The organism is Faecalibacterium prausnitzii (assembly GCF_003287405.1).
Classification (GTDB): Bacteria; Bacillota; Clostridia; order Oscillospirales; family Ruminococcaceae; genus Faecalibacterium; species Faecalibacterium intestinale.
This window is the reverse complement of the sequence record NZ_PRLD01000002.1, coordinates 213,550-239,390: the sequence shown is the minus strand read 5'-3', so window position 1 is coordinate 239,390 and position 25,841 is coordinate 213,550. Positions and strand designations below refer to the sequence as shown.

Annotated in this window: 17 protein-coding genes; 5 read left to right on the top strand and 12 right to left on the bottom strand. The window is 60.0% G+C overall.

The genetic code is table 11. The annotated features are described in order from the left end of the window. The first annotated feature begins 215 nt into the window (after window positions 1-215). Window positions 216-4,751 carry a glutamate synthase large subunit gene (gene gltB, locus C4N24_RS03445; RefSeq protein ID WP_181573042.1) on the top strand — a complete coding sequence of 1,512 codons (4,536 nt, stop codon included), beginning with the start codon at window positions 216-218 and terminating at the stop codon, window positions 4,749-4,751. 14 nt (window positions 4,752-4,765) lie between these two features. Further along, entirely contained in the window at window positions 4,766-6,244 is a 1,479-nt protein-coding gene (locus C4N24_RS03440; RefSeq protein ID WP_112090325.1) for a glutamate synthase subunit beta, read from the top strand. A 76-nt stretch (window positions 6,245-6,320) separates the two neighbouring features. Here the strand turns inward: C4N24_RS03440 and C4N24_RS03435 are convergent, their stop codons facing one another. The 5 genes from C4N24_RS03435 to C4N24_RS15750 all read right to left on the bottom strand — a co-directional run bounded on the left by C4N24_RS03435 (window position 6,321) and on the right by C4N24_RS15750 (window position 14,269). Continuing rightward, window positions 6,321-8,027: a PASTA domain-containing protein gene (locus C4N24_RS03435; RefSeq protein ID WP_112090324.1), complete on the bottom strand. Its 1,707-nt coding sequence runs from the start codon at window positions 8,025-8,027 to the stop codon at window positions 6,321-6,323. Window positions 8,028-8,196: 169 nt separating this feature from the next. Then, complete coding sequence (locus C4N24_RS03430; RefSeq protein WP_055184998.1) at window positions 8,197-9,537, bottom strand: TRAP transporter large permease; 1,341 nt, start codon at window positions 9,535-9,537, stop codon at window positions 8,197-8,199. A gap of 1 nt (window position 9,538) precedes the next feature. After that, window positions 9,539-10,060, bottom strand: a complete 522-nt coding sequence (locus C4N24_RS03425; RefSeq protein WP_055184996.1) for a TRAP transporter small permease — start codon at window positions 10,058-10,060, stop codon at window positions 9,539-9,541. A gap of 97 nt (window positions 10,061-10,157) precedes the next feature. Next, on the bottom strand, window positions 10,158-11,252 hold the full coding sequence (locus C4N24_RS03420; protein WP_112090323.1) for a TRAP transporter substrate-binding protein: 1,095 nt from the start codon (window positions 11,250-11,252) through the stop codon (window positions 10,158-10,160). A 314-nt stretch (window positions 11,253-11,566) separates the two neighbouring features. After that, window positions 11,567-14,269, bottom strand: coding sequence for a right-handed parallel beta-helix repeat-containing protein (locus tag C4N24_RS15750; RefSeq protein WP_181573041.1), 2,703 nt, complete (start codon window positions 14,267-14,269; stop codon window positions 11,567-11,569). Between the two features lie 69 nt (window positions 14,270-14,338). On the opposite strand from C4N24_RS15750, the gene C4N24_RS15120 reads away from it, so the two are divergent. After that, on the top strand, window positions 14,339-14,521 hold the full coding sequence (locus tag C4N24_RS15120; protein ID WP_146746788.1) for a hypothetical protein: 183 nt from the start codon (window positions 14,339-14,341) through the stop codon (window positions 14,519-14,521). Between the two features lie 40 nt (window positions 14,522-14,561). On the opposite strand, the gene C4N24_RS03410 is transcribed toward C4N24_RS15120, so the two are convergent. The 3 genes from C4N24_RS03410 to C4N24_RS03400 are packed head-to-tail and all read right to left on the bottom strand — an operon-like array spanning window position 14,562 to window position 17,904. Further along, the gene (locus C4N24_RS03410) at window positions 14,562-15,566 is read right to left on the bottom strand and encodes a TRAP transporter substrate-binding protein (protein ID WP_112090321.1); all 1,005 of its coding nucleotides are present in this window, start codon (window positions 15,564-15,566) and stop codon (window positions 14,562-14,564) included. Then, entirely contained in the window at window positions 15,563-16,378 is an 816-nt protein-coding gene (locus C4N24_RS03405) for a response regulator transcription factor (RefSeq protein ID WP_112090320.1), read from the bottom strand. The genes C4N24_RS03410 and C4N24_RS03405 overlap by 4 nt, the downstream gene beginning before the upstream one ends. After that, window positions 16,375-17,904 carry a sensor histidine kinase gene (locus C4N24_RS03400; protein ID WP_112090319.1) on the bottom strand — a complete coding sequence of 510 codons (1,530 nt, stop codon included), beginning with the start codon at window positions 17,902-17,904 and terminating at the stop codon, window positions 16,375-16,377. Before C4N24_RS03400 ends, C4N24_RS03405 begins: the two co-directional genes overlap by 4 nt. 164 nt (window positions 17,905-18,068) lie before the next feature. On the opposite strand from C4N24_RS03400, the gene C4N24_RS03395 reads away from it, so the two are divergent. Further along, a complete protein-coding gene (locus tag C4N24_RS03395) occupies window positions 18,069-18,599 on the top strand; it encodes a YcxB family protein (protein WP_112090318.1) in 531 nt (176 codons plus the stop codon). A 140-nt stretch (window positions 18,600-18,739) separates the two neighbouring features. Here C4N24_RS03395 and C4N24_RS03390 read toward each other — a convergent pair whose 3' ends face one another. Together C4N24_RS03390 and uxuA are read right to left on the bottom strand one after the other, a co-directional pair. After that, window positions 18,740-20,326: a mannitol dehydrogenase family protein gene (locus C4N24_RS03390; protein ID WP_112090317.1), complete on the bottom strand. Its 1,587-nt coding sequence runs from the start codon at window positions 20,324-20,326 to the stop codon at window positions 18,740-18,742. A 5-nt stretch (window positions 20,327-20,331) separates the two neighbouring features. Beyond that, entirely contained in the window at window positions 20,332-21,429 is a 1,098-nt protein-coding gene (uxuA, locus tag C4N24_RS03385) for a mannonate dehydratase (protein ID WP_112090316.1), read from the bottom strand. A gap of 414 nt (window positions 21,430-21,843) precedes the next feature. On the opposite strand from uxuA, the gene C4N24_RS03380 reads away from it, so the two are divergent. Next, on the top strand, window positions 21,844-23,214 hold the full coding sequence (locus C4N24_RS03380) for a D-serine ammonia-lyase (protein ID WP_112090315.1): 1,371 nt from the start codon (window positions 21,844-21,846) through the stop codon (window positions 23,212-23,214). Window positions 23,215-23,296: 82 nt separating this feature from the next. On the opposite strand, the gene C4N24_RS03375 is transcribed toward C4N24_RS03380, so the two are convergent. After that, on the bottom strand, window positions 23,297-24,034 hold the full coding sequence (locus C4N24_RS03375) for a YebC/PmpR family DNA-binding transcriptional regulator (RefSeq protein WP_112090314.1): 738 nt from the start codon (window positions 24,032-24,034) through the stop codon (window positions 23,297-23,299). Between the two features lie 168 nt (window positions 24,035-24,202). After that, window positions 24,203-25,741, bottom strand: a complete 1,539-nt coding sequence (locus C4N24_RS03370) for an RsmB/NOP family class I SAM-dependent RNA methyltransferase (protein WP_112090313.1) — start codon at window positions 25,739-25,741, stop codon at window positions 24,203-24,205. Window positions 25,742-25,841 lie beyond the last annotated feature (100 nt).

Here is a 25,841-nt window from a genome sequence, read left to right as displayed (position 1 = left end):
ACAAGAAGCGGCGCAATGTGTGTAGCATATTTAGTGCAGCTGTCACTTGAAATTTTTTCAGGAATCTGTATAATATCAGGTATCGGAACAAAGGCGTTCCGCAGGGGCACCCTGTGCCCTTGCGGGGCGCTTTTTTCTTTTTTGCAGGGGATAAAAAGCTGCGGAGGGTGCCGCAGCCCCCGGTAAGCAAACAAGTAAAAAGGATGGGAAAGACTATGGAAAACTTTACAGAGCAGAAAACCACCCTTGGTCTGTACGACCCACAGTTCGAGCACGATGCCTGCGGCATCGGCGCTGTGGTGGACATCAAGGGACGTAAAAGCCACCAGACGGTGGACGATGCACTGTCCATCGTGGAGCGGCTGGAGCACCGCGCCGGTAAGGACGCCGAGGGCAAGACCGGCGACGGCGTGGGCATCCTGCTGCAGATCAGCCACAAGTTCTTCTCCAAGGTCGCCGAGGAGCTGAACATCCGGCTGGGCAACGAGCGGGAGTACGGCGTGGGCATGTTCTTCTTCCCCCAGAACGAGCACCTGCGGGCACAGGCCATGAAGCTGTTCGAGGTGGTCACCCGCAAGGAGGGGCTGGAGTTTCTGGCATGGCGCGAAGTGCCCGTTGACCCCGATGCCGTGGGGCAGAAGGCGCGGGACTGTATGCCCGCCATCTGGCAGTGCTTCATCAAAAAGCCCGCCAAGGTAAGCAAGGGCATTGAGTTTGACCGCCGCTTGTACATCGTGCGCCGCGTGTTCGAGCAGGCCAGCAACGGCACTTATGTGCCCAGCCTGTCCAGCCGTACCATCGTGTATAAGGGTATGTTCCTCGTGCACGACCTGCGCCGCTTCTACGCTGATCTGCAGGACCCGGATTATGAATCCGCCATCGGCATGGTGCACAGCCGTTTTTCTACCAACACCAACCCCAGCTGGATGCGTGCACACCCCAACCGCTTTATCCTGCACAACGGCGAGATCAACACCATCAAGGGCAACACCGATGCCATGCTGGCGCGCGAGGAGAGCATTTCCAGCCCCATTCTGCAGGACGATATGAACAAGATCCTGCCCATCATCAACACCTCCGGTTCGGACTCTGCCATGCTGGACAACACTCTGGAATTTATGGTGATGAACGGCATGGATCTGCCGCTGGCTGTGATGATTACCATCCCCGAGCCGTGGGAGAACAACAAGAACATCAGCCAGAAAAAGCGGGATTTCTACCAGTACTACGCCACCATGCTGGAGCCTTGGGACGGCCCTGCCGCCATCCTGTTCTCGGATGGTGACGTGATGGGCGCGGTGCTGGACCGCAACGGTCTGCGTCCCAGCCGCTACTACATCACCAAGGACGGCCGCATGATCCTGTCCTCTGAGGTGGGCGTGCTGGAATGCGACCCGGAGAACATTCTGGTCAAGGAGCGCCTGCGCCCCGGCAAAATGCTGCTGGTGGATACCGTAAAGGGCGAGGTGGTGGACGATGAGAAGCTGAAGGAGCTTTACGCCAGCCGCGAGCCCTACGGCGAGTGGATCGACCGCAATCTGGTGCAGCTGAGCGGGCTGAAGATTCCCAACGTGAAGGTGGAGGGCTACACCGGCGAGCAGCTGACCCGGCTGCAGAAGGTATTCGGCTACAAATACGAGGACGTGAACACCATGATCCTTGCCATGGCGCGGGCGGGCGCAGAGCCTTCCGGTGCCATGGGTACCGACACTCCGCTGGCTGTGCTCAGCAGCCAGCATCCCCCGCTGTTCAACTACTTTAAGCAGCGGTTTGCACAGGTGACGAACCCCCCTATTGACGCCATCCGGGAAAAGGTGGTCACTTCCACCAGCGTTTACATCGGTGCCCACGGCAACCTGCTGGAGGATAAGCCCGAGAACTGCAAGGTGCTCAAGGTGCACAACCCCATCCTGACCAACACCGACCTGTTGAAAATCAAGTACATGAACGTGCCGGGCTTCAAGGTTGCTACGGTGTCCATCAACTACTACAAGAACACCAGTCTGGAAAAGGCCATCGACCGGGTATTTCTGGAGGTCGACCGCGCCTACAAGGAGGGCGCAAACATCATCATCCTGTCCGACCGGGATGTGGATGAATACCATGTGACCATCCCCAGCCTGCTGGCTGTTTCGGCGGTGTCCCAGTACCTCATCCGTACCAAAAAGAGCACCGCACTGGCACTGATTTTGGAGAGCGCCGAGCCCCGGGAGGTGCACCACTTTGCCACCCTGCTGGGCTACGGTGCCTGCGCCATCAACCCCTATCTGGCACACGAGACCATCGGGCAGCTGATCGACGAAGGCCTGCTGGACAAGGACTATTACGCCGCCGTGCAGGACTACGACAACGCTATCCTCAGCGGCATCGTGAAGATCGCCTCCAAGATGGGCATTTCCACCATCCAGAGCTACCAGAGCAGCCAGATCTTTGAGGCTGTGGGCATCTCGAAAGAGGTCATCGACAAATACTTTACCGGCACGGTGAGCCGTGTGGGCGGTGTGAGCATGGCAGACATTCAGGCCGATGTGGAAGCGCAGCACAACGCTGCCTTTGACCCGCTGGGACTGGATATCAACATGGAGCTGTCCGACAGCGGTGCCCACAAGTTCCGCAGCGGCAAGGAAGAGCACCTGTTCAACCCCCAGACCATCCACCTGTTCCAGAAGGCCTGCCGCACCGGCGATTACGACACCTTTAAGCAGTTCACCCAGACTGTGGACAACATGGGTGCCGAGGGCGTGCATCTGCGCAGCCTGCTGGACTTCAACTACGCCGCAGACGGCGGCATCCCGCTGGAGGAGGTAGAGCCGGTCTCCAGCATCGTCAAGCGGTTCAAGGGCGCTGCCATGAGCTACGGCGCACTGAGCAGCGAAGCACACGAGACCATTGCCATCGCCCTGAACCGTCTGGGCGGCCGCAGCAATACCGGCGAGGGCGGCGAGCCCGAGGAGCGTTACCACAGCGAGAGCAATTCCAAGATCAAACAGGTAGCTTCTGCCCGCTTTGGCGTGACCAGCAAGTATCTGGTAAGCGCTGAGGAGATCCAGATCAAGCTGGCACAGGGCGCAAAGCCCGGCGAGGGCGGCAACCTGCCCGGTGCCAAGGTATATCCGTGGATCGCCAAGACCCGCCACAGCACCACCGGCGTAGGACTCATCTCTCCCCCGCCCCACCACGATATCTATTCCATCGAGGATCTGGCAGAGCTGATCTACGACCTGAAAAACGCTAACCGCAACGCCAACATCAACGTCAAGCTGGTCAGCGAGGCGGGTGTCGGCACCATTGCCGCCGGTGTTGCCAAGGGCGGCGCACAGGTCATTCTGGTGTCCGGCTATGACGGCGGCACCGGTGCTGCACCCCGCACCTCCATCAAGCACGCCGGTCTGCCCTGGGAGCTGGGCATCGCCGAGACCCACCAGACCCTGATCCTGAACGGTCTGCGCACCCGCGTGCGCATTGAGAGCGACTCCAAGCTGCTGTCCGGCCGGGATGTGGCCATCAGCTGTATGCTGGGCGCAGAGGAGTTCGGCTTTGGCACCACCCTGCTGATGGCAGAGGGCTGTGTGATGATGCGTGTGTGCAATCTGGACACCTGCCCCATGGGCATCTGCACCCAGAACCCCGAGCTGCGCAAGAACTTCAAGGGCAAGCCGGAGTACATCATCAACTACCTCACCTTTGTGGCCGAGGAGCTGCGGGAGTACATGGCAAAGCTGGGCGTGCGCACCGTGGACGAGCTGGTAGGTCGCACCGACCTGCTGCGGGTCAAGCCCGCCGCCCCGGGCAGCCGCGCCGCGGAGCTGGATCTGGACTGCATCCTGCACAACCCCGCCATTGCAAACAGTAACGTCCACTTTATCAAAGAGGACAGCTACGACTTCCATCTGGAAAACACGCTGGATATGAAGGTGCTGATGAAGAAGTTCAAGCTGGGCAGCAAGGCTCCCCAGAGCGTCAGCCTGAATGTTTCCAACGTGGACCGCGCCTTTGGTGCCATCTTTGGCAGCGAGATCACCCGCAAATACGGCAACGACCTGCCGGACGATGTGTACACCGTGCACTGCACCGGCGCAGGCGGCCAGAGCTTTGGTGCCTTTATCCCGAGCGGCCTGACGCTGGAGCTGGTGGGCGACTGCAACGACTACATGGGCAAGGGTCTTTCCGGCGGCAAGATCGTTGTGCGTCCGCCGCAGGGCATCGACTTCAAGCCCGAGGAGAACATCATCACCGGCAATGTGGCGCTGTACGGCGCTACCAGCGGCAAGGCGTTCATCTCCGGTGTGGCCGGTGAGCGCTTCTGCGTGCGCAACAGCGGCGCTACCGCCGTTGTGGAGGGCGTGGGCGACCACGGCTGTGAGTACATGACCGGCGGCACCGTGGTGGTGCTGGGACAGACCGGCAAGAACTTTGCAGCCGGTATGACCGGCGGCATTGCCTATGTGCTGGACGAGAACTGGGACTTCTACCAGCGCGTGAACAAGGAGACCGTCAGCCTTGAGCCGGTGGAGCATAAGTACGATGTTGCCACCCTGAAGGAGCTGATCCGCGCCCATGTGGAGGCCACCGGCTCTCCGCGCGGCAAAGAAATTCTGGACAATTTCAGTGCGTTCCTGCCCAAATTCAAAAAGGTGCTGCCTTACGATTACGACCGGATGCTGCGGGTCATCGCCTCGGTAGAGGAGCGTGGTCTGGACGGCGAGCAGGCACAGATCGAAGCATTCTATGCAGTGCAGAAGCATAAGTAAGGAGGGGCAGCAGCATGGGTAAGACAACAGGATTTATGGATTATGCGCGCAAGACCAGCACGGACGTTGCGCCGCTGGAGCGCCTTGAAAATTTTAACGAGTTCCACATCTGGCTCTCGCGGGAGCAGCAGCAGACGCAGGCCGCCCGCTGCATGGACTGCGGCGTGCCCTTCTGTCAGGCGGGCATGATGATCGGCGGCATGGCCTCCGGCTGTCCGCTGAACAACCTCATCCCGGAGTGGAACGATCTGGTATACCACGGCAAGTGGGAGCTTGCGCTCCACCGCCTGATGGCCACCAACCGCTTCCCGGAGTTTACCAGCCGGGTGTGCCCCGCCTTGTGTGAGGCCGCCTGCACCTGCGGGGATGTGACCGGCAGCAGTGTCACCGTGCGCGAAAACGAGCACGCCATCATCGAGACGGCTTATGCCAAAAACTGGCTGACCGCCACCCCGCCGCCGACCCGCACCGGCAAGAGCGTTGCCGTGGTGGGCAGCGGCCCTGCGGGGCTTTCGGTGGCCGAGTACCTGAACAAGCGCGGCCACGCCGTTACGGTGTTTGAGCGCGCCGACCGTGTGGGCGGTCTGCTGATGTACGGCATCCCCAACATGAAGCTGGACAAGGCGGTCATCGAGCGCCGTGTCCAGCTGATGCAGGCCGAGGGTGTGGTGTTCCGCACCGGCATGGATGTGGGCGGTGCCGTGCCCGCCGAGCAGCTGCTGGCAGATTTTGATGCCGTGGTGCTGTGCTGCGGCGCAAAAAAGCCCCGCGATTTGAACGTGCCCGGCCGGGACGCCAAGGGCGTGCACTTTGCCGTGGACTACCTGACCAGCGTGACCAAGAGCCTGCTGGACTCGGGTTTTGCAGACGGCAGAGCTATCAACGCAGCCGGTAAAAACGTGCTGGTCATCGGCGGCGGCGACACAGGCAACGACTGTCAGGGCACTGCCCTGCGGCAGGGCTGCACCGACCTGATGGCACTGGAAATGATGCCGCAGCCTCCTGTCGAGCGCACCGCTGCAAACCCGTGGCCGGAGTGGCCCCGGGTGCTGAAGGTGGACTACGGCCAGACCGAGTGCATTGCAAAGTTCGGCAAGGATCCGCGCGTGTACCAGACCACCGTGAAGGAGTTTTTGAAGGACGAGGCCGGCAATCTGACCGGTGCCGTCATCAGCTGCCTGAAACCGGAACGCGACCCCGAGACTGGCCGCACCAGCATGGTGCCCACCGGCAAGGAATTTACCTACGACTGCCAGCTGGCGTTTATCGCCGCAGGCTTTACCGGCTGCGAAAACTACACAGCCGATGCCTTTGGGGTGGAGTTGACCGCCCGGGGCAATGTAGCCGACCACAGCTTTAAGACCAATGTGGACAAGGTGTTCGTCTGCGGCGATATGCGCCGCGGCCAGAGCCTTGTGGTGTGGGGTCTGCGCGAGGGCCGCGATTGCGCCGCCGAGGTAGACCGCTGCCTGATGGGCTACACCAATCTTTAATTTGCCATTCTCTTTCCTATCCTAAACAAGCAGAAGCGGGAGCCCGTTGCAAGGCTCCCGCTTCTGCTTTTATTTTTTAATCTGTATCGTATTCCGGCTCTGTGCTGCCCTCCGGGGGCGTTTCCGGGGTGGTAGGCTCGGTAGCGGCAGGCTCTTCCGGGGTGGCGGTGATCTGCACACTGGGGTCTGCGGCGATATATATGGTGATCACCGTACCCACCGTGACCATGGCGCCCTCTTCCTCGCTGGCAGAGACCACGCAGCCCGTAGCGTAAGAGCCATCGTTCACCACCATGAAACAGCTGGCCACAAGCCCCCGGCTGCTCAGGATCTCAATGGCCTTATCCTGCGATGCACCGATGATCTTTGGCATCTCCACCTTTTCCGGGCCCTGACTGACCACGATCTGGATCACCTCGCCGTTCTCCATCACCTCGCCAGCCTCCGGCTCCTGCCGGATGACCTGCCCGGAGGGCACAGTATCGCTGTACTCCAGCACCGCCCGGAACAGGTACATACTGGTGTACTCGCGGTTATTCTTGATCTGCTCGTAGTCGATGCCCACAAAATTGGGCACAAGGTTCTGTGGCTTCATTTCCTCGCTGCTGGCAGCTTCCGAACTCGGCACCGAGGTTGCAGGCTGCTCCTCCTTGCTGCTCACGATGCCCCACAGGGTGAGCAGGATCAGAACGGAAAGCAGGATCAGGATGCCCGCCAGCAATCCCTTCAAACTGAGCAGATGTTCCCTGCCCTGCCCGCTCTGCTCTGCCCGCACCGGATGCATCGGGGTCTCCGGCTTCATGGTGCGGGTCAGCTCGGCGGTATATTCCTTGGAAGAAAGCGCCTGATACAGCTGCGGCACGGTCTGGATTCGCTCCATGACCTTGAGCCGCAGCCCCAGCTGCAATACATCGGAAACGTAGGCTGGCACGGCAGGCTCTACGGTGCGTGCCCGGGGGTTAGAGTCCGACACCACGCGCTGGGCAGCGGGCATGGGTGCCTGCCCGCACACCATGCGGTAAAAGACGGCGGCAAGGCTGTATTCGTCGGTGTAGCGCCCCTCAAAATCGGCGGTGGTGTACTGCTCCGGCGCAGAGTAGCCCTCGTACAGCTGCTCGTGCAGGCCGCTGCCTGCGGTGCGCAGACCCACAGTGGCGTACCCGGCCAGACGGCAGCGGCCATCTGCCATCACCCGGATATTCTCCGGGCAGATGCCGCGGTGCACCAGCCCTGCCTTGTGCATGGCTGCCACGCCCTCAAACACCGGGCGCAGCATGGCGCAGGCCTCCTCTGCCCGCACCGGGGCAGGACGGTTTTCCAGCCATTGCTCCAGCGGGGTGCCGCCTAGGTTTTCCAGCACCGCATACACGGTGTTGTTGGCTTCCACCACGTCCAGCACGGCCTCCAAGCCGCTGGCGGGGGTAATACGCTGGATGGCGCGGTACAGGTCTGCAAAGTCCATGCGGGTGGTCTTGAACAGCACTTCGCTGCCCTGCTTGGGGCGCAGGATGCAGTCCGCACCCCGCTCCGCAGAAAGGGTGACGGGCAGGTACTCCTTGATGGTCACCCGGAAACCGCCCAGATTCTCCACACCGCTGTACAGCACACCCTCGCCGTCCAGACTGCGCATCTCGCCCACGGTATAGCGCCCAGCCAGCACCGTGCCCACCGGCAGGCAGCCCGCCGGGTTGCAGCCCTCTAAGATCTTCCCGCAATGGGGGCAGACGGTTGCCGCAGGCGGCAGTTCCCCAATGCAGAACGGACACAGGCGTTTTTGCTCCATAGTGTTCTCTCCCCTTCCAAGCTTCTATGCTTTTTATTTTATCATAGTGTTCCCCGCCGTGCAAGCTGTCCGCATTTTGGTGCAAACGCAAAAAAGACCGGGGCCCGCAGCCCAAAGGGCTGACAGGCTCCGGTCTTATAGATGTAAGGGGTATTCCCTTATGCTGCGCTTAGTGGATGAACACAGGACCCAGCGGGTTTGTGATGGGGCTTACATAGCCGCCCAGCAGCTTGGGGATAGCAAGGCTGATGTCGGGGACGTAGGTCAGCAGCAGCAGTGCAACGAACATACACAGGTAGAACGGCAGGGTCGCCTTGACCACTTTCTCCATGGGGCGCTTTGCAACGGCAGAGCCAATGAACAGAACGGAGCCAACGGGAGGAGTCAGCAGGCCGATGCCGCAGTTCAGAACCACGATGATACCGAACTGGATGGGATCGATGCCGATGGAGGTGGCGATGGGCAGCAGGATGGGGGTAGCGATCAGGATGATGGGAGCCATATCCATGATCATGCCCAGCACCAGCAGGATCAGGTCGATGAGCAGTGCAATGATGTAGGGGTTATCGGTGAGGTCGGTGATGGCGGTTGCTGCCAGATCGGGAACGTGCAGCATGGTCAGGCAGTTGCCGAACACTGCAGAGGTAGCGATCAGGATCAGCACGATGGACAGGGTGTTGACGCACTCGTCCAGAGCGTGCCACACGCCCTTCCAGTCCAGACCCTTATAGACGAACACGGAAACGAGCAGAGAGTAGATAACGGCGATAGCAGCAGACTCGGTAGCGGTAAACACACCGCCGACAACGCCGAACACCACGATGATAACAGCGGCCAGTGCCCAGATAGAAGTGCCCAACTGCTTGACAAAAGCCTTGATGCTGAAGGGATCGCCCTTGGGGTAGTTGCGCTTGACCGAGATGATGTAGGAGCCGATCATCAGCACGATAGCCAGCAGAGCGCCGGGCAGGTAGCCGGCCAGGAACAGGCTGCCCACGGAGATACCACCGGCGGTGGTAGCGTAGATGACCATGTTATGGCTGGGGGGAACCAGCAGACCCTCGCAGGAGGAGGTAATGGTAACAGCGGTGGAGAAGTCTGCACCGTAGCCCTGATCCACCATCATGGGGATCATGATAGAGCCGATGGAGGCGGTATCGGCGGAAGCGGAACCGGAAATGCCGCCGAAGAAGTAGGAAGCCACGATGTTGACCATGGCCATGCCGCCGCGCATCCAGCCCACGCAGGCGTCAGCCAGTGCGATCAGCTTTTCAGAGATGCCGCCGGAGCCCATGAGCACGCCCATGGTGATGAAGAACGGAACTGCCATCAGACTGAAGGAAGAGATACCCTTGACCATCAGGCGGCAGACGTCGGTCAGTGCCTGTCCCTGCACCAGCATGCACAGCACGCTGGACAGACCAACGGCGTATGCAATAGGGAAGCGCAGGAAGATCATAACAAAGAAGCTGACAAGAAGGACAATGATTGCCAGTGTCTGAACTGTCATATTACATTTCCTCCTTTACAAAAAAGCTCTTGATATGGTTATACAGAGACTCGATCTCGAAGATGATCATGGCAACACCGGCCAGCGGCACCGGGAAGTACATCCAGAAGCGGCTCAGCCAAGGCATGGAAACATAGAAGCCACGGCCGCCCAGCGTGGTGGCGTAGTTCCAGCCGACCGCCATCATCACCACACCAAGGACCATCACAGCCACGTCGGACAGGATGTCCAGCGCCTTGACCACTTTCTTGGGCAGGTACATATCAAAGGCAGTCATGCGGATGTGTGCGCCGCGGCGGATGGCCAGTGCAGCGCTCAGCACAGCCATGTAGCTCATGCAGGTCAGAACGACCTCCTCAGACCAGGAGGGGTCCGGAATAAAGGGGACGTAACGACCGATGACCGACATCGTGGTAATGAGGATATCTGCAATCAGCAGGATCTTGCAGATGAACAGAACCACCTTGTAGGTAATGTCGTACGCCGGTCTGATCTTATCCAGAGTGGTAAAGATTTTCGGCATAGAAATTCCTCCATATAAAAGCCCGGCGAAGCCTGCGGGCGTATTCCCGTGGGCCCCCGCCGGGCAATGTACTACTTAGATTGGATGGAAAGCCAGCTTATGCCTTCATATCCAGCAGCTTCTGGTACAGCTCAGCCTGATCAGAGGTGTTGTCCTTGATGACCTTAGCGCAAGCTTCCTGCCAGGGAGTCTTGTCGTCCACATCCACAACGTTGCAGCCGGAGGAGCGCAGCTCTTCCAAAACCTTGTTCTCAGCGGTCTCGGACAGATCAGCGTTGAACTTCTGGGTGTCGGCAGCAGCAGCCATGACAGCAGCCTGCTGGTTAGCGGTCAGCTTGCCCCATGCGTTGTCGGTGATAACAGCCTGAACAGCGCCCAGAGTGTGGCCGTCCAGAATCAGGTTGTTAGCAACCTCGGGGAAGGCGTTGGACTTGTAGTTTGCGATGGGCTGCTCAGCGCCATCCACAACGCCGGTCTGCAGTGCGCTGTACAGCTCGCCGAAAGCAACGACGGTGGGGTTAGCGCCCAGACCCTCGACCATGCCGTTCATAACGGGGTCGTTGGACACACGCAGCTTCATGCCCTTCAGGTCGCCGATCGCAGCAACGGGCTTGACGGTGAAGAAGTGACGGAAGCCCTCCTCGCCGTAGAACAGGCCGCGAACGGGCAGGCCCAGCTCCTGGGGCTCGTTCAGGAACTCAGGAGCCAGATCGCTGTTGGCAAAGTTCCAGAAGTGAGCGCGGTTGTTGAAGGTGAAGGGGATGGACAGCAGCTTGGACTTGTTGCAGCCGTAGCTGGTCAGAGCGAAAGCAGAGATACGGCTGATATCAATGGAGGTAGAGCCGCCCAGAATAGCGTCCAGAACGTCGTTCTCAGAGCCCAGAACACCGGAAGCCTGCACATCGACGACCACAGAACCGCCGCTCAGCTCCTCGACCTTCTCCTTGAAGTGAGAACCGGTCTGGCCAACGATGGTATCCAGCGGGTTGACCTCGGCGTAGACCAGAGTCACCTTGGGATCGCTGGCAGCAGCAGCTGCATCACCGGCAGCAGCAGAAGCAGAAGCTGCGGTAGAGGTGGAAGCAGCGGTAGAAGTGGAGCCGCTCTTGGAACCACCGCAGGCGGTCAGAGCAACAGCAGCAGTAGCTGCACCGGCAACAGCCATAAAGCTACGACGAGAGATCATTTTCATAGGAATCGTCCTCCTTAAATAATTGTGAACTTCTCCGGGCGCACAGGTGCCGGAGCTTTCGTTCATTGACTGTACACACTTTAGCAAATTTTCCGAAATGAAACAAGGGCTTTCGAAAAATGTCCTGTTTTTCGAAAGAATGTCAAGATTGTTTTTGCTATTTTGCACAACCGTTTTCCGTTTTATTTGTGCAATACTAACGTACAGATGGATACAACTTGCGGTCCAAGTGGCTCCGAAACTGCTCTGGCCCCGGCCGGTCCGCTGTGGGGCAGACCAGCCGGGGCCTATGAGCAGGCAGAAAACCGACAGGATCACGCCACGGTGATCTTAACGGTCTTGCTTACGGGGATGACGCCGTCGTCCAGGGTAAAGGTGACCTTGTAGGTGCCCTTGGCCTTGGGGGTAAAGGTGAGGGTGTGAGAACCGGCGTCAAAGGATGCGCCCAGAGGCAGCAGGCCGGCGGTGCCGTAGGTCAGGCCGCCGTCCAGAGCCTCGATGACGGCAGCAGGCTGGGGCTGGGTGGTGCGGACGCCGTTGGCCGGGTTCCGGCCCGAGACCGTCAGGGTCAGGGTCTGGCCCAGTTGGACGGTCTGGTCTCCGATGTGGCTGAAGTAGGGGCGGTGCACCGTCAGAGGCAGGGGGTACTCCTGGGTCGGAATGGCGAACTGATAGCCGTTTTCCGGGATGGGCAGGCGGATGTTGCCATAGAGGCTGTCTGCCGGGGTGCCGGGGGCCGGGGTATCCACGGTGACCTGTTCACGGCTCAGCAGGCCCAGCTTCAGGTTCTCGCAGGTGGTGGTGAAATAGGGCTCCTCAGGCACATACTCGTTGCCCACATGGCGCTTGTAGTGGTTGGTCACGGTGACTACCGTCTTGACGCCCAGGGCAGTCTTGGCGGCCACGGTACGCAGGTCAGCGTTGGAAACGTCATCCAGCACGATGGCCGGACGCTTATCCTGGATCACATAGTTCAGGGCCACATTCTGCAGCACCAGACCCTCTATATGACGGGCGTAGATGCCGTAGGCCGGCAGGATGCCCAGGATGGAGGGCTCCGGGTACTCGGCTACCATCTCCGGCACATTGTAGGGGTCGTCTACCCAGGTGCCGTTCTTCCAGGCCACACGGGGCAGCAGGCCCTCGCACTTGCTGAAGAAGGTGTTCACCAGCCAGGGCAGCTTCTGCACAGTGGGGGCAGAGCCGCTCTGGGAGTAGACCCAGTAGGTGCCCAGCTGCCGCTGCTCCACAGCCTCCTGGAGGGACAGGCCGCCCCGGTACTGCACCGAGATGTTCCGCAGGATCACGTTCTTCACCTTGCTGTCCACCAGGCCCTCCAGCAGGATGGGGTACCGGGGATCTACGTTGGTGATGCGGATGTTGCTGATCTCCACGTTGCTGACGCTGGCCAGGTCCTTGGCAGCGGTAGCGTTGGCGTAGTAGACAGCGTCCTTCCGGCTGATCTCCCGGGTCATATCCGGCACATACTGGTGCTGGGCGTCATCCCAGCGGTAGAGGTACAGCTTGCCGTCGATCTCTGCCAGGTTGGCGTTGTTGATGCGAGTGGGGTTGGCAGGGTCTACCACCTTAAAGGAGGAAACGCCGTCGATGGAGACGGTCTTGCTCTTATTATAGGAGGGGCTGTAGCGGGCCACGGGGTACAGCTGATACTCGGCACGGTTGGGCAGCACCCAGCCGGAATTGTCCAGACGCACATCGTTGGCGGCGTTGATGGCCTGCTCAGTGGTGTGGCCGGTGACAGGGTACCGGGCACGATCGCCTACCCGGATAAAGATGGGGGAGGAGGAGACGGTGTCCATGGTGCAGTCGGTCATCACGATGTTGGTGAGGGAGCTGCCGTCCACGGCCTCCATGCAGAAGCCACGGGAACGCTCGAACCGCACCCGGGTGATGGTGACGGTGTGGTAGCCGCAGGTGGACTCAGTGCCAAACTTGACACGGGCGGTGGGGCCGCAGGCGTCGGTGGCCACGATCTTATCGGTGGTGCAGGCTCCGGTGATCACAGAACCGGCATCGTAGCCGCTGACCACACAGTCCTCGATCAGAACGTTCTGGGTGGGCATGAACACGCCGGCACCGTAGGAGGCCTTCATGACGATGGCGTCGTCCGTGAGGGAGTTGAAGTGGCTGTTGCGGACGGTAACGTCCTGGGTGCAATCGATGTTATAGGCGTCCCGGTTGGTGTCCACGATCAGGTCGTTGACGGTCATGTTCCGGGTGCCCTCAGCGATGATGGCAAAGTGGCCGCCGTTCAGGATGCGGATGCCGTCCAGCACCACATTCTCGCAGCGCACCAGTGCAATGGCCTTGTTGCCGTACCAGGTGGAGCTGTAGCCCCGGTCGGTGCGGTTTTTGGGGTTGGAGGGGTCGTTGCCGGACAGCACATTGATGAGGGTGCCGGTGTCGTCCATGTAGCTGCCGTCGATGAGGCCCTCGCCGTAGATCATGATGTCGTGCTTGTCGGCGGCGTAGAACAGGCTGTTGGCAAAGTAGGTGTGGCCGTGGTCCTGGAGACCGGCGTAGAGGTTCACTTCCGGCTCATCGTAGTTTCCGCCCTCGCCTACCATGGTCTGGTTGCCATACCAGTCGTACAGGTCTGCCCGGGCAGCCCGGATGATGCCGTTGGCGTCGATGCGGAGGTTGACGCCGCTCTGGAGACGGATGGTGTAGCTCTTAAAGTCACCTGCCGGCACCACCACGGTGCCGCCGCCGGCCTCACTGGCAGCCTGGATGGCGGCGTTGATGGCTTTAGTGTTCTGGACGGGGTCTCCCTCCGAAACAGCCCCAAAATCCGTGATGAGGTACAGGCGGCTCTCGTTCAGCAGGACGCTTTTGTCCACGGTGCTGCCGGTGGCCCGGGGGATGTTCAGGGTCTGGAAGCAGTTTTCCTCTGCCGTATCCTCTGCGGCAAAGGCAGGCAGGCCCATGGCGGCCATGGCGGTGGTCACAGCACTGACCTTCAGAAAGCTGCGGCGCGAGATCTTTTTGGAAAACATAACCCAATTTCCTCCTTTTTTGCTTTGCACGATCTGAATCCCGATGGGGTACATTTCAGGCGTTTTTGTATGGCACGATTGCTTGGTGACTTCATTGTAGTGCAAAAAAATTTAGCCAGCAAGGGGATTGATAAAATGTCCTGTTTTTTACAAAAAAGTGAAAATGCGGCTGTGCATATTCAACAAGCGTACTTGGGGGACATTGTCGATTATGCCGAAAAATGTTCGCAAAAAAACTCGTCTCTAAACTGATATATCACATAGAGACGAGCTATTTCGTATATTCTGTTCTTCAGCTCTCCCGGATCCGCTGGATCAGGTCTGCATGGCTGTGGAACCGGTCGTACATGGGCTGTACCGCTGCGCGGAAGCGGGCTTTTTCGGCCTCGTCCAGCTCGGTGACGCAGATGCCCCGCTTGCGCATATTCTGCTCTGCGTTCGCCTCCCGCCGCGCCCAGAGCTCCCGCTCTGTCTGCGCGCTCTCCCGGGCGCAGGCACGGATCACCTCCGGGAAGCTCTCGTCCAGCGCGGCAAGCTTTTCCATCACCGCCGGGCTGGCCAGCTGCACCTCCGGCACCCGGGTGTGCTCGTCCTTCAGGAAAAAGGGTGCTACCTCGTAGTGTCCCATCACTTCGTAGCTGGGCCAGTTGTTCTCTGCCCCATCGATCTCGGCGTTATGCAGGGCGGCATACACCTTGCTGTACACCACCTGCGCCGGCTTTGCGCCCAGTGCGGTGATCATGTCGCTCATCATGTCCGACTCCTGCACCCGGATGGTCAGCCCCTGCAAATCATCCAGCCCGGTCACCTTTTCCCGGGTGTAGAAGCTGCGCACACCGGCGTCGAACCACGAAAGCCCTACTAAGTCCATCCCATCCAATATGGCCAGAAACTCGTCCCCGATGCTGCCGTCCAGCACCCGCCACATCTGCTGGGCATCGCTGTACAGGTAAGGCAGCTGCAACACGCTGAGCTCCGGCTCGTACTCTGCCAGCTGGCTCAGGGACACGCGGGAAAAATCCACCCCGCCGAACTGCATCTGCTGGATGACGCTCTGCTCTGCGCCCAGTTCCGCCCCGCTGTAAACCAGCACCTTCACCCGGCCGCCCGTGCGCTGCGCCACAAGCTCGGCAAAGGCCTTTGCCGCCTTGCTGGTGGGGTAGTCCTCCGGCTGGTTCTCCGCATAGCGCAGGATGAGCGGCTTCTCCTGCTGCGAAGAAGCAGACTGCGCCGTACAGCCTGTAACTGCCAGCGCCGGAGCTGCCGCAAGCAGACGCAGCAGCTGACGGCGGGTCACAGCCGCGCCTCCCGGGCTGCCTTTGCCGCTTCCTTCCGGTACTGGGTGGGGGTCATGCCGGTGCGCTTTTTAAAGGCGCGGGCAAAGTAGCTGGCGTCCTCGTAGCCCACCATAGAGGCCACCTCCGCTGCGGAGCGGAAGGGGTCGGCCAGCAGCTCCTTGGCGGCGTTGATGCGCAGCTCGGTCAGGCAGTCCAGAAAGTTCATCTTCTGGTACTTCTTGAACTGTGCCGAAAGGTACGCCGGGCTGATGTGCAAAATTTCGCTCACGCTGTCCAGCGAGAGGTCGGCCATATAGTTATCTTCCATATACTTGCGCACATGATCCATCACCAGTGCGTTGCGGTCACTCTCCCCTTCCCCGGCGGGGTCGGTCTCCTGCTCCGGGGCGGTTTCCTGCTCCGGGGCTTCCGCAGCCAGCTCTGCCAGACGGCGTCCGGCTTCGATCTGCCGGATGGCGCGGCGGATGGCAGCTTCGGTCTCGTCCGGGTCCACCGGCTTCAGCAGATAGTCGCAGGCACCCAGATGCACCGCCTCGTGGGCGTACTGGAACAGGCTGTATGCCGTGATAAAAATCACCTTGCACTCCGGGCGCTGCTCCAGCACCGCGCGGGCGGCATCCAGGCCGTTCATTCCCGGCATCTCGATGTCCATCAAAATCAGGTCTGCACCCCAGAGCACGGCGGTATCGGCGGCTTTGCGTCCGTTTTCCGCCATTTCCACTGTTACCTCATGCTCGAACCGGCGCATGACGATATCCGCCAGCGCTTCCCGTTCCATCTTCTCATCATCCGCGATCAACAGACGAATCATTCCTCAAATTCCTCCTCATTCTCCACCAGCGGCAGATACAGGATCACCGCAGTCCCCCGCCCCGGCCGGGAGCGCACCACCACCCGGCAGCGGGCATCCAGCAGCCGCAAGCGGGCAGCCACATTATAAATACCGATATGTTCCCAGCGGGGTGCGGGCTGTTCCAGTGCCGTGCGCAGCTGCTGCAGCTGCTCCGGCTCAATGCCTACGCCGTTGTCCAGCACCCGGATGCACAGCAGACCTTTTTCCCGCAGGGGGATCATGCGGATGCGCACCACGCCGCCCTCTTCCTTGGGGCAGATGCCGTGCTTGAAGGCGTTTTCCACGATGGGCTGCAAGATAAAGGACGGCACCATGGTCTCGGTCAGGTCCAGCGAGTCCGAGAACGCCCACTGCATCTGCACCCGGTCGCCAAAGCGCACATGGTAGATGGAGTAGTATTCGTCCACAATGCGCACCTCCCGGGAGAGGGGCACCTGTTCATCGTTGCTCATCAGGCTGTAACGCAGCAGATGGGAAAGCGCCATAATGAGTGCCTGTGTGCGGTAGGCGGACTCTGTGCCCGCCATCTGCTGGATGACGTTCAGGGTGTTGAACAGAAAATGCGGGTCGATCTGGCTGCGCAGCTGCTGTAACCGGCTGCGCTCCATGCGGTTCTGCAATTCCAGTGCTTCGGTCTTTTGGCGGTGCAGCTCCCGCTCGATCTCGTTTTTCTCCTGTAAGGTACTCACCTGCTGCGCCATGGAGTGCTTCATGCGGTTGAAAGACTCCGCCAGCTGCCCGATCTCCGGCTGCTTGGGCAGCGGGATGTCCGGGGTATCGAGCTGGCTGCGACTGATGGCGCGGGAGGCCTCGATCATCTGGGAGACTGGGGTCAGCAGCCGCATGACCATCAGACCGGAAGCGCAGCCCAGTGCCACGCACAGCGCCACCACCACGATCTGCATCAGGGCGATCCGCTCGCCCAGCTCCGAGATCTCGGTGTAAGTAATCTGGGCGTCCAGAATCGAGGCTTTCAGCAGCTGCATGGTGTACTGGCTCAGATACCCGCCGCAGACCGAGACCTTGTTATAGTACAGCTGGGATGCCTTTGCATCCTGTCCGCTGGTAAGGTAACCTTCCAGCTCTTCCAGCAGGGTGTTATAGCTGCCGTAGGTGGTCTCCACCGCACCGTACAGCACCCACTGCTCATCGCTGACGTTCTGCAAGCCATCCATATTGGATCGGATGCGCCACAGCCATGCGTTGCTGGTGGAGCAGGCTGCCCGGAGCTTTTCCAGCATTTCCTCGGTCTCGCCGTTCTCCCAGCGGTACGCTTCCAGAATGCTGATGGAACTTTCCACACCGCCCTGAAACCGGCTGATGGCGTTAAAGTTGCCCATCTGGTCGTCCTGCACCTGCTGCACCGCCCGTGCCTGATAGCCGTTCAGGGCAAGCTGCAACGCAAAGGCCGCAAAAAAAGCCGCCAGACACAGCACCATACGCTGCTTGAGCGTAACGCTGCGCTTCCAGTTGCGCTTTTCCATGCAAAGCTTCCCCCTTTTTTTCGTTGGATAATATCCGTTAGATAATAACTTATTTTACCACGCTTTGCGGGCGGTTTGCAAGCCGGATGCACCGCCGCCGGTGCATCTTTTGCTTGCTTCTTGCTGATAAATGTGGTACTATGCCCAAAAAGGAGGGTAACTTTATGACCCAGAATGTTTGCGTTTCCGTTCAGATGGACGAAAAAAGCTTTCACGATTTTGCATCTTTCGACCTGCTGCGCCACAACAAGGGCTGGCAGCGCCCGGCGGTGTTCACTGCCATTCTACTGGTGTGCGCCGGGATCTGCCTGAGCCAGATCGGCAAACGGGAGGGTGCCGGGCTGCTGACCGCCGTGCTGGCCATCGTAGCCATCGGTCTGCCCGCCGTATACTTCGGTACCTTCTTTGCTAACCTCTCCAAGCAGATCAAAAAGCTGGGTCTGCCCCGCCCCTTCTACCGTTTGGAGCTGGACGCCGCCGGGCTTTCGGTCTGGATGGCCGGTGAGCAGAACAAGACCGAGCCCACCAACCGCTACACTTGGAACACCGTGTACTGCGCCTACCGCACCAAAGAGGCGGTGTACATCTACGTCCAGAAGAATCAGGCCTATCTGCTGAACGAGAGCATGGATGCCGCATGGAGCCTGCTGGGCAGTGCCCTGCCCGCCGCCAGCCTGCACGACTGCCGGAAGTAAGGAAGATTTTTTATAATTTGCAGAACAGCCAAGCCGACAGGCTTGGCTGTTCTGCTTTTTTTCACGCAGGGACAAAGCAAAAACCCACGCTGCGGCAAAGCAAAAGCGCAGCGTGGGTACGGAAATAGCGTTATAACATTTTAGCGGGCGAGGGTGTACTTGTGCAGGGTCTTGCGCACTGCGCCGTTACCGGCGTACAGCTCCTTGACCATGCCCTCGATCTTTTCGCCCAGACCAACGGCGTACAGATCCACACCGAACACATCGGCACGGCTGTACAGAGCCTTCAGGCAGCTGAAGTCCTGCTCGCCTTCCTTGACCTGCAAGGGGCTGACGATGGCCTGCAGTTCAGCCAGCAGCGGATCGGGAGAGATCTCGAAGGGCTGGCCGTTGTCGTCGATGCCCTTCAGGTAGCGGGCATAGCCTGCCAGCACCAGCGGGATCAGCACGAGGTTGGACTTGTCCAGACCGCGCTCCTCGTAAGCCTTGATGGTCTCGCCGAAGCGGATCGCCAGCTTCTGGGAGGTATCGGTAGCGATACGCTGGGGAGCATCAGGCATGAAGGGGTTGGGCAGACGGCGGTTGATGACAGCGCCGATGAACTCGTAGGGGTTCAGCACGCCGGGATCAACGACCACGGGCATCGCCTCGATATAGCCGACCTTCTGGATGAAGGAGCGCAGATCCTCGTCTGCCATCTCGGCAGAGATGAGGGTGTAGCCCAGCATACAGCCATAGATAGACATGGCAGTGTGCAGGGGGTTCAGGCAGGTGCAGACCTTCATCTTCTCGATCTTGTCCACGGTCTCGCGGTCGCAGTACAGCACACCGCCCAGCTCCAGCGGAGGACGGCCATTGGTGTAGTGATCCTCGATGCACAGGTACTGGGTCTCCTCAGCGTTGACGAAGGGAGCGGTGAAGGTGTGCTTCTCGGTAACGATGGTGTAGTTATCCTCAAAGCCATCCTTTGCCAGCATCTCCTGCACCTTTGCGTCCGGGCGCGGGGTGATCTTATCGATCATGCTCCACGGGAAGGTGATCTTGGTCTCGTCCTGCACATAGGCCAGGAACTCTGCGGGCACCAAACCCTGCTCCACCCACTTTGCAGCGTAGGCGTGGACGGCAGTCTTGACCTTATCGCCGTTGTGAGAGCAGTTATCCATGCTCTGGACGGTCAGGGGCAGCTTGCCGGCCTTGAAGCGCTCGTACAGCAGAACGGTGACCTTGCCCATAGCCAGCACGGGGGTCAGGCCGCGCTCCAAGTCAGCGGGAGCAACGCCGTAGCCCTTCTCAGTGATGGTAAAGGAGATCATCTGCAGGCTGGGGTTCTGGAAGATCTCCACCAGACGTGCCCAGTCGGCGCCGAAGGAATAGTCAGCCTTCAGGCTCTCGGTAACGGAAGCGATGACCTTCTTCTCGATCTCGCCGGTGGACTTCAGGCAGACCAGCAGGCTCAGGTTATCGTAGGGCTGGTAAGCCTTGTCGATGATCTCGTAGTCGAAGCTCTCGGCCACGATGACGCCGCGGTCGTACTTGCCGCTGTTCAGTGCGTCGTTCAGCACGGCAGCGGGGAAAGCGCGGAAGATGTTGCCGGCACCGAAGTGCACCCAAGTGGGCTCGGCGTGGGTCTTGGCCTTGACGGCCTCAATGTCGAATTTGGGCAGCTCGTAGCCCTTTTCTGCCCACTCGGCGGACAGATTGCCGTTTTTGATATCAGACAGCTTCATAGTAATCAGCCCTTCTTTTCTTCATCCAGACGGTCCAGCAGATCCCAGATACCCAGCATATACTGGATGCCCAGAGCACGGTCATACTTGCCATAGCCGGGGCGGCAGACGCCGGGGCCTTCCTCCCACAGCTGACGGCCGTGGTCGGGGCGGATGTAGCCCTCAAAGCCGCAGTCATGGTAAGCGCGCATCACCTCAATGATGCCGGTCTCGCCGCAGCAATCGCGGTGCGCAGCCTCAGAGAAGTCGCCGTTGGGGAAGTGGTGGATGTTGCGGACGTGACCGAAAGCAATACGGTCGCAGTGCTTGCGGATGATCTCAGCACAGTTATTGTTGGGGTTTGCGTTCAGGCTGCCGGTGCACAGGGTCAGGCAGTTGTACGGATCGTCCACCATCTTCAGGAAGCGGTCGATGCTGGGCTCGTCCACCAGCAGGCGGGGCAGGCCGAAGATATCCCAAGGAGGATCGTCCATGTGGATAGCCATCTTGATGTCGCACTCGCGGCAGGTGGGCATCAGGGCTTCGAGGAAGTACTTCAGGTTTTCCCACAGCTTCTCCTTGGTGACAGGGGCGTAGGCCTTGAACAGCTCGTCCAGCTTTGCCATGCGCTCCGGCTCCCAGCCGGGGAAGGTCATGTTATACTTCTCGGTGAAGGACATGATATACTCAGCCATGGCCTTGTAATCGCCCTTGATCTTGTCCTTCTCGTAGAACAGTGCGGTAGAACCGTCGCCTACCGGGTGGAACAGGTCGGTGCGAGTCCAGTCGAAGATGGGCATGAAGTTGTAGCAGATGACCTTGACACCAAACTTGGACAGGTTGCGGATGCACTGCTTGTAGTTCTCGATATACTGGTCGCGGGTGGGCAGACCGATCTTGATATCGTCGTGCACGTTGACGGACTCGACAACATCCATATCAAAGCCGTAGGCGTGGATCTGGTCTGCAACCTTCTGGATCTCGTCGATTTCCCAGATCTCGCCGGGCATCTTGTTGTGCAGTGCCCAGACGATGCTGGTCACGCCGGGGATCTGCTTGATGTCGCTCAGGGTGACGGGGTCGTTGCCCTCGCCATACCAGCGCCAACCCATTTTCATAGGCATAGAGAAGTTCCTCCTGTCGTTATTTATCATGTGGCACGCGCAGAACGCCTGCACGCTCTTCTTGCTTATATTCTAATATATCAGTTGTAAAATAGCAATACGCGCAATGCCAATTTTTTGTGTTTATTCTTGTATACTTTACACAAAAACGGCAAAATGCCAGTTTTTTAACAAGGTTTTTGGGCAGTGTGCTGCTTTCCTTCCATAAATTCCCTACTCTGCCGCTGGGCTGCCCAAGCAATAGCTTGTAACCGCCAAGCATGTAGTTCTCTGACCCGCCCGGCGCAACGCAGTCTGTTCCGGTTGACAATTCCTATAAAAACCTTTATATTCAAAACATTCAGCGCCCGCGAAACCTGCCGGGCGCACTCATCCGCTTCTATCCAAACTTCTATATATAAAGGAGGATCCGCTATGGTTTCACCTGACAAGTGCATCGCCGGGCGTTCCGCTGCCGATTGGATCGCGGCATATCCCGTGGTCTCCGACCTCTGCGCCCTGAAGGAGACTGCATGGGTAAACCCGGACAAGCTGCCCTTTGCACAGGCTGCGGCTGCCTGTCCGCTGACCCTTGCCGACATCGAGGACGCCGCCGCGCGGCTGGAGCGTTTTGCCCCCTACCTTGCCGCCGTCTTTCCAGAAACTGCTGCGACCGGCGGCATCATTGAATCCCCTGTCCGACCCATCCCCCGGATGCAAAAGGTGCTGGAAGAGCGCAGCGGCACCCCCATCGCCGGACAGATATGGGTCAAGCTGGACAGCCACCTGCCTATTTCCGGTTCCATCAAAGCCCGTGGCGGCATTTACGAGGTGCTGAAAACCGCCGAGGACATTGCCCTGCACAGCGGAATGCTGCACCTGACCGACAACTACGCCGTTCTGGCAGAGGAGCACTTCCGCAAGCTGTTCTCGCAGTATTCCATTGCGGTGGGTTCCACCGGAAATCTGGGGCTTTCCATCGGCATCATGAGCGCAAAGCTGGGGTTTCAGGTCACCGTGCATATGTCCGCTGACGCGCGGCAGTGGAAAAAAGACCTGCTCCGCAGCCGGGGCGTCAAGGTGGTGGAATACGCCTCCGATTACAGCATCGCCGTGACCGAGGGGCGCAAGCTGGCGGCGGGCGACCCCTACTGCCACTTTGTGGATGACGAAAACTCCAAGACACTCTTTCTTGGCTATGCCGTAGCCGCCCTGCGGCTGAAAAAGCAGCTGGACGCGCAGGGCGTCACCGTGGATGCAGAACATCCCCTCTTTGCCTATCTGCCCTGCGGCGTGGGCGGCGGCCCCGGCGGCGTGGCCTTTGGCCTGAAGATGCTGTTCGGCGATGCCGCACACTGCTTTTTTGCCGAGCCCACCCACTCCCCCTGCATGATGCTGGGCATGGCCACCGGCGAAAACAGCAGCGTCTGTGTGCAGGACTTTGGCATCGACAACCGTACCGCCGCCGATGGTCTTGCCGTGGGGCGTGCTTCCGGCTTTGTGGGCGGGCTGATGCGCCCCTTTATGAGCGGCTGCTACACCCTGCAGGACGAGCGGATGTATACCCTTCTGGCACAGCTGGCAGATGCCGAAGATCTTTACCTTGAGCCCAGCGCTCTGGCGGGAATGTATGGCCCGGTGCTCACCCAGCCCGGGCAGCTGCTTGGCGCTTACACCGAAGCTGCCCTGCCCGCCGGTACGCTGGCAAACGCCACCCATCTGGTCTGGGCCACCGGCGGGAATATGGTCCCCCGGGAAGAAATGCAGCGCTACTACGCAAAAGGCAAGGCGCTGGCACAGAAATAAACAAAAGCCGCCTTTCGTGCCAAACAGCACAAAAAGCGGCTTTTTATCGTCTTATTTCAAGAGCAAGGAGCCTTGCGGAAGCTTATTCCGGCAGATCCTCTTCGTTCTCGAGAGAGTGCCAGACGTTCTGGACGTCATCGTTATCCTCCAGAGAATCCAGCAGCTTGCCCATCATCTTCAGCTGATCGGGGTCGGTCAGGCGGGTGGTGGTCATGGGCACCATAGCCAGATCGTCGGACAGGATCTCGTAACCCTTCTCTTCCAGAGCCTTGACCACGGCAGAGTAGTTCTCGGGATCGGTGGTGACCTCGGCAGCGTCCTCGCTGGCATCAAAGTCCTCGGCACCGGCATCCAGAGCGTCCATCATGGCCTCGTCGGCGTCCTTATCCTCCAGAGAGATGTCAATGACGCCCTTCTGGTTGAACAGGAAAGCCACGCAGCCCATAGCGCCCAGATTGCCGCCGTTCTTGTCGAAGTAGTGGCGCAGGTCGGCAGCGGTACGGTTGCGGTTGTCGGTCAGGGTCTCCACCATGACTGCCACGCCGCCGGGGCCGTAGCCCTCGTAGGTGATGGCCTCGAACTCGGTCTTGTCGCCGCCCTCGGCCTTTTTGATGATACGCTGGATGTTATCGTTGGGCACGCTCATGCGCTTTGCCTTGGCGATCAGGTCTGCCAGCTTGCTGTTGGAAGCCGGGTTGGGGCCGCCGTCACGGACGGCAACGCTGATCTCGCGGCCGATCTTGGTAAAGACCTTGGCGCGGGCGCCGTCAGTCTTTTCCTTCTTGCGCTTAATGTTGTTCCATTTGCTATGTCCAGACATGGGAAAGAGCCTCCTAAATTTATCGGTATCTCCGCCTGCGGGCAGACGGGCTGTGGTCGCCCGCTTGTGGCAGCACACAAAATCTAACTCTGTTATTTTATCACAATCCACCGGCACGTTCAAGCCTGAAAAGCCCGATTTTCGCCCGGATGCGTGTAAATCTGCGGTTTACAGCAGCCGCAGTGCCTTGGGGTAGTGATTTTTCACCCGCCCGCCGGACACCTTGCCGCCGCCCAGCGGCCAGCCGTCCACGGTCACGCAGCACCAGCCGTCCGCTGCCGTGCGGGCTTCCACCTCACGGCCGGAGAGATACTCGGTGCAGCGGCAGTCGGCAAGGGTCAGCTGCTCGCAGTTCGTGCACAGGCTGCCAAAGGCCGTGAACAGATGGTGCTCCGGCACAAAGCGTCCCTTCTGCACACTGCCCACGAACACCCCTGCCCGCAGCACATGAAGTCCCGTCTGCGGAAAGGCCACCGGCAGCAGCACACCGCCGCCATGCACCACAGCCGGGCGCTGCGCCAGTGCGGGAAAATACTGCCGGGCAAACTCCTGCCATGCGGCAAGGCTCTGCGCCGGAGTGGCTTCCCCTGCCCCGGTGTCCCGGGTGCGGCGGCTCGTGCCCTGCACAGCGTCCCGGCAGGCACGGCTGTCCGCACGGCGGGTGCTGCGGGCATCTGCCGCCTTGGCAGGCTTTGCCTTACCCTTGCCCTTTTTGCCCGCCTGTGCAGCAGCGGCAAGCCAGAGCTGCTCCTCCGGGGTGTATTCCCCCTCCGGCGGCAGGGTGCGGGGCGTGCCCGCCTTGACCAGCCGTGCCATAAAATGCCCCTCGCCGCCCTGACAGGGCCAGATGCGGCGCACCTTGCTTACGTCCAGCGACAGGCCGCCGGTGCGGTTCTCTTCACCCGCGCTGCCAAAGGTGTAGTCCACGTTGCCCAGCACATCGGCCAGCGCAAACTCCGGGTGGCGCTGCAAAAAGGCCGCCACCTGTCCTTCGTCCTCCTCCGGCGCAAAGGTGCAGGTGGAGTACACCAGCTGCCCGCCGGGAGCCAGTGCCGCTGCGGCGCAGTCCAGAATCTGCGCGCCCAGCTCTGCGCACTGCTTTACCAGTGCTTCGCAGTGCTGCTGCAGCGCTACTGGTTCCTTGCGGAACATTCCCTCACCGGAGCAGGGCGCATCCACCAGCACCCGGTCGAAAAACTCCGGCAGTGCCTCGGCAATGCGGGCGGGGGTCTCGTTGAGCACCACGGCGTTGGAAACGCCCATGCGCTCAAGATTGCTTTTTAAAATTTCGGCGCGCGCAGCCACATACTCGTTGCTCACCAGCACACCGCGCCCCTGCAGTGCCGCCGCCAGCTGGCTGCTTTTGCCGCCGGGCGCGGCGCACAGGTCCAGCACCCGCATCCCCGGCTGCACTCCCAGCAGCGGCGCTGCCGAAGAAGCCGAAGGCTCCTGCGAGTAGAACACCCCCGCATGGTGGTACGGATGCCGCCCGGGCTTAAAATCCGGCTGATGCACCACAAAAGCCGCCTTGCAGAAGGGCGAGGGTTCCAGCGGGAAATCTGCCCGCTGCGCAAACTGCTCCGGCGTGGTGCGCAACGCCGACACGGTGACCCCGCGCTCTGCCGTCTGCTGCGGAGCGGCATACAGCTGCTCGTACCGCTGCCCCAGCAGGGCACGCTCCCGCTGCTCAAAATATTCCGTAGGCATATTCTTTTCCTCCCATGGGATGTATAAAGCCGCCGGCTGCGGCCACACTATGGACTGTGAGGGCGGCCCCGCCCCCACAGCAACGACCGAAAGGAGCATT

Excerpts from the sequence above, each read along its gene's own strand:
- uxuA (WP_112090316.1), bottom strand. The coding sequence starts at position 21,429 with ATGCCTATGAAAATGGGTTGGCGCTGGTATGGCGAGGGCAACGACCCC.
- C4N24_RS03395 (WP_112090318.1), top strand. The coding sequence starts at position 18,069 with ATGACCCAGAATGTTTGCGTTTCCGTTCAGATGGACGAAAAAAGCTTT.
- C4N24_RS15120 (WP_146746788.1), top strand. The coding sequence starts at position 14,339 with ATGGCACGATTGCTTGGTGACTTCATTGTAGTGCAAAAAAATTTAGCC.
- C4N24_RS03405 (WP_112090320.1), bottom strand. The coding sequence starts at position 16,378 with ATGATTCGTCTGTTGATCGCGGATGATGAGAAGATGGAACGGGAAGCG.
- C4N24_RS03435 (WP_112090324.1), bottom strand. The coding sequence starts at position 8,027 with ATGGAGCAAAAACGCCTGTGTCCGTTCTGCATTGGGGAACTGCCGCCT.
- C4N24_RS03370 (WP_112090313.1), bottom strand. The coding sequence starts at position 25,741 with ATGCCTACGGAATATTTTGAGCAGCGGGAGCGTGCCCTGCTGGGGCAG.
- C4N24_RS03420 (WP_112090323.1), bottom strand. The coding sequence starts at position 11,252 with ATGAAAATGATCTCTCGTCGTAGCTTTATGGCTGTTGCCGGTGCAGCT.
- C4N24_RS03400 (WP_112090319.1), bottom strand. The coding sequence starts at position 17,904 with ATGGAAAAGCGCAACTGGAAGCGCAGCGTTACGCTCAAGCAGCGTATG.
- C4N24_RS15750 (WP_181573041.1), bottom strand. The coding sequence starts at position 14,269 with ATGTTTTCCAAAAAGATCTCGCGCCGCAGCTTTCTGAAGGTCAGTGCT.
- gltB (WP_181573042.1), top strand. The coding sequence starts at position 216 with ATGGAAAACTTTACAGAGCAGAAAACCACCCTTGGTCTGTACGACCCA.
- C4N24_RS03440 (WP_112090325.1), top strand. The coding sequence starts at position 4,766 with ATGGGTAAGACAACAGGATTTATGGATTATGCGCGCAAGACCAGCACG.
- C4N24_RS03375 (WP_112090314.1), bottom strand. The coding sequence starts at position 24,034 with ATGTCTGGACATAGCAAATGGAACAACATTAAGCGCAAGAAGGAAAAG.
- C4N24_RS03430 (WP_055184998.1), bottom strand. The coding sequence starts at position 9,537 with ATGACAGTTCAGACACTGGCAATCATTGTCCTTCTTGTCAGCTTCTTT.
- C4N24_RS03390 (WP_112090317.1), bottom strand. The coding sequence starts at position 20,326 with ATGAAGCTGTCTGATATCAAAAACGGCAATCTGTCCGCCGAGTGGGCA.
- C4N24_RS03425 (WP_055184996.1), bottom strand. The coding sequence starts at position 10,060 with ATGCCGAAAATCTTTACCACTCTGGATAAGATCAGACCGGCGTACGAC.
- C4N24_RS03380 (WP_112090315.1), top strand. The coding sequence starts at position 21,844 with ATGGTTTCACCTGACAAGTGCATCGCCGGGCGTTCCGCTGCCGATTGG.